General features: G+C 39.1%; 6 protein-coding genes and 1 pseudogene. 2 read left to right on the top strand and 5 right to left on the bottom strand.

Features of this window, described 5'->3' with window-relative positions:
* Together BLT_RS0113345 and BLT_RS0113340 are read left to right on the top strand one after the other, a co-directional pair.
* A partial coding sequence (locus BLT_RS0113345; RefSeq protein WP_017728277.1) for a solute carrier family 23 protein occupies positions 1 to 379 on the top strand: 379 nt, incomplete at its 5' end.
* A gap of 97 nt (positions 380 to 476) precedes the next feature.
* Positions 477 to 986 carry a DNA-3-methyladenine glycosylase I gene (locus tag BLT_RS0113340; RefSeq protein ID WP_017728276.1) on the top strand — a complete coding sequence of 170 codons (510 nt, stop codon included), beginning with the start codon at positions 477 to 479 and terminating at the stop codon, positions 984 to 986.
* Between the two features lie 237 nt (positions 987 to 1,223).
* On the opposite strand, the gene BLT_RS23215 is transcribed toward BLT_RS0113340, so the two are convergent.
* The 5 genes and pseudogenes from BLT_RS23215 to BLT_RS21950 all read right to left on the bottom strand — a co-directional run.
* Positions 1,224 to 1,385 (bottom strand): YvrJ family protein, encoded by a 162-nt coding sequence (locus BLT_RS23215; protein ID WP_081599669.1) that lies wholly within the window; start codon positions 1,383 to 1,385, stop codon positions 1,224 to 1,226.
* Positions 1,386 to 1,395: 10 nt separating this feature from the next.
* Positions 1,396 to 1,614 carry a DUF2922 domain-containing protein gene (locus BLT_RS0113335; protein ID WP_017728275.1) on the bottom strand — a complete coding sequence of 73 codons (219 nt, stop codon included), beginning with the start codon at positions 1,612 to 1,614 and terminating at the stop codon, positions 1,396 to 1,398.
* 24 nt (positions 1,615 to 1,638) lie between these two features.
* A complete protein-coding gene (locus tag BLT_RS0113330) occupies positions 1,639 to 1,848 on the bottom strand; it encodes a DUF1659 domain-containing protein (RefSeq protein ID WP_017728274.1) in 210 nt (69 codons plus the stop codon).
* A 568-nt stretch (positions 1,849 to 2,416) separates the two neighbouring features.
* Positions 2,417 to 2,551: a hypothetical protein gene (locus BLT_RS24710; protein WP_017728273.1), complete on the bottom strand. Its 135-nt coding sequence runs from the start codon at positions 2,549 to 2,551 to the stop codon at positions 2,417 to 2,419.
* A gap of 150 nt (positions 2,552 to 2,701) precedes the next feature.
* Positions 2,702 to 2,972 (bottom strand): annotated as a pseudogene (locus BLT_RS21950) (sulfite exporter TauE/SafE family protein); the annotation flags it as partial.

Here is a 2,972-nt window from a genome sequence, read left to right as displayed (position 1 = left end):
TGCAGGAATTTCGGCAGGTGGACGAACAGGTTTGACAGCTATCGTCACAGGGGTGCTTTTTGGTGTCACGCTGTTTTTCGTTCCTTACATTTCGTTGATTCCAGATAGTGCCATTGCGCCAATTTTATTAATTGTTGGGGGCTTGATGGTTCAAAGTATAAAATCGATCGCATTTGACGATTTTTCAGAAGGGTTTCCGGCGTTTCTAATTATCGCGCTTATCCCATTAACGTATAGCATCGCTGAAGGGATCGCGTTTGGATTTATTGCTTACCCGATCTTAAAATTGGCGATGGGGAAAGGGAAGGACGTTTCCATTCCTCTTTATGTGATTTCAAGTTTGTTTTTGCTGTACATTATTTTGCAGACAATTGGTTAAATGCTAGCAATTAGAAATAGTATTTAAAAGTATATTTAAGATAGGAGGCGGAGCTTACTGGTCTGCTTCTTTTCGGTGGAAAAGGTGAAAAAAAAGAATGATTCGCTGTAGTTGGTGCGGAAATGATCCGCTTCTTATTCAATACCATGATCTTGAATGGGGACGTCCATTAAAAAATGATCGTGACTTATTTGAGGCTTTAACATTAGAATTGTTCCAATCAGGTCTCAGCTGGCGCACGGTTTTACATAAGCGAGAACGATTTCGTGAGGTTTTTAAGAATTTTGATGTGACGCTTGTTTCAAGGTTTACGGAAAAGGAGATTGAAGAGCTTTTATTAGATGCTGGGATTATCCGCCATCGAAAAAAAATAGAAGCAACCATAAAAAACAGCTTAATCGTAAGCGATATTCAAGAGCGGCATGAAAGCTTTGCTTATTGGTTGAATACATTACCTGAGACGATAGACGAAAAGAAAATGACGCTATCAAAAACCTTCCAGCATATTGGTCCGACAACAGCTGAAAGCTTTTTGGAAGCAGCGGGACTCATTCCTGCAAAGCATGATATAAACTGTTTTTTATATGCTGTAGGCAAGCATAACTAGAAAAACGAAAGGGGCTGGGACATAACGAACGTGTATGATTGAAAAAATGCGAACAATGCACACGTAGACTCCTGCGGGATCAAAGGCAAGAGTGAGACCCCCCAGTGCGAAAAGCACAAGGAGGCTCACCAGCCGCCCGCGGAAAGCGAAGGATATTTCCGAAGCGATTGCGATGCAGCAACGATCATGACGTTCGGAGTTCTCATCAATAAAAACTCTTTTGTCCCACTCTTAAGGCTAAGACGATTTCTTATTTTTCAATGGGCATTCTTTGAGCGTTTGTAGCGCTCCAACAGCTTTAATAACGCCATCGAGCTTCCGTTCAAGCCGGTGCAGTAAGTAAAGGGTTACTAGAATCGGAAAGCCAACGTCGCTTATGAGTGTTGTCCACTGCTCCATATTTAAACGGCTATGGAAGCTCAATTTCTTCTACATTTCGCTCAACGATTCGTGCACCGCGAATCGAAACAAAATCTCCTCCTGCTGTCGTAAAAGCATTTGTACTTAACATGTTGTCCATCACGTTTTTAACCGCAATTGGGTCAACTGGTTCGATGGGGCTTTCAAGAGAAATTGTCACTTGGCGCCCATCTTCATTTTCAAATAATAGTTCTAACTGTTTGCTCATTCATCCTCACCTTTTTCTTTAAAATTAGAGTAAGTGAATCGTATTGTTTCGAATTGCTGTTTTTAACCCGTGCTGTTGGATCGATGCAAGATCTTGGGCAATACTTTGTAGCTGTTCATCTGTTGCTGTTGCTTTCACATTGTTAAAGCTTTTGTTACGAACAATGTCCTCTCCAAACTCGTTTGTTCCAACAATGAATTGCAAAGTAAGTCTTGACTGGTTTAATGCATCCATGCTTCTCTCACCTCCTTTCACTTTATAAATAGATAATTGGGCTGAAAAAACGTGATAGAAAAATTTTTCATAATTTTTTATTCAGTAATCGAACGTCAAGCTTTGTCGTCAATGCAGAGTAACGCATCCATTCAAATGTTAAAAAACAAGAATCAGGTCTCATATTCGTTTTAAATCGATAACGTTCGGGTACATGGAATTGGAGTATAACCTTATAAGGGAAGGGAATAGGAGAAATCTGCGAAGCGATTGTAGCGCAGAAAAAGGGATGGAGTGTATTTGGCATTTAACTGATGTACCAAAAGGAAGTATAATTATTCGTTATTGATATAATTTATTCATCCTGATTTTGTCGCTTGACATGGAGCCTTTGCGGACAGGCTTTTTTGAAAAGACCAGAGCAACAAGCTTTTCTGGAAAATTAGCCTATCCCATCCGCCACTTCATGTAAAGCGCAGTGTATTCGAAAAATATTCTGCCACAAAAAAAGCTAGCCGTTAAGCTAGCTTTTATCTTCTTTTTCAAATGCAAAGCGTATCTAGGGAGAAAGCAACCTCCCTTTATGCTACTAAGAGAAGGCGTGGAAGCCTAAAACAAAATGAACAAATAAAAACGTTACAATCATCAGCATCATCCCAAAACTAAAACCAACTAAAGCCTCTTTTAAAAGTTCATAATCAGAAGATCCCTTTGGATGTTCCATTCCTATTCCTCTTTCATATTTTTAAAAATAATATATCACAAGCCATCAAAAATGAATCCATTTAAAATATGTAAAATTTAAGAGTAGAAGCACTTTGTGTAGACAAAAAGATTATTTGGAAAAACGAAAAAACTTCTTACAGAAGAAGCTTTATTCCGATTGTTGTTTTTTGTTTTTATGCACTCGATAAAGTGAAAATGTAAAAAAATAGAGAGCGAAAATGCTGATTAGCAGTAAGCCAACCTTAGGGAAATTCGCCATATTTACGAGTACACTTAGCATAATGGTTATGTAGAGTGCCCCAAGCAATTTCCTCATCGTACCTTCATGAAACTGCTTCGTAAGCTTTGCGCCTATTGGTGTACCGAAGAAGGTTCCAAGCACCAGAGACAAACCAAGGGCTAATTGTAGCGGTGAGGAA

It is taken from the genome of Halalkalibacterium ligniniphilum, assembly GCF_000334155.1.
Taxonomy (GTDB): Bacteria; Bacillota; Bacilli; order Bacillales; family Bacillaceae_D; genus Halalkalibacterium; species Halalkalibacterium ligniniphilum.
Note: the sequence above shows the minus strand (reverse complement) of the source record. Positions and strands in the feature narration are given on the sequence as shown.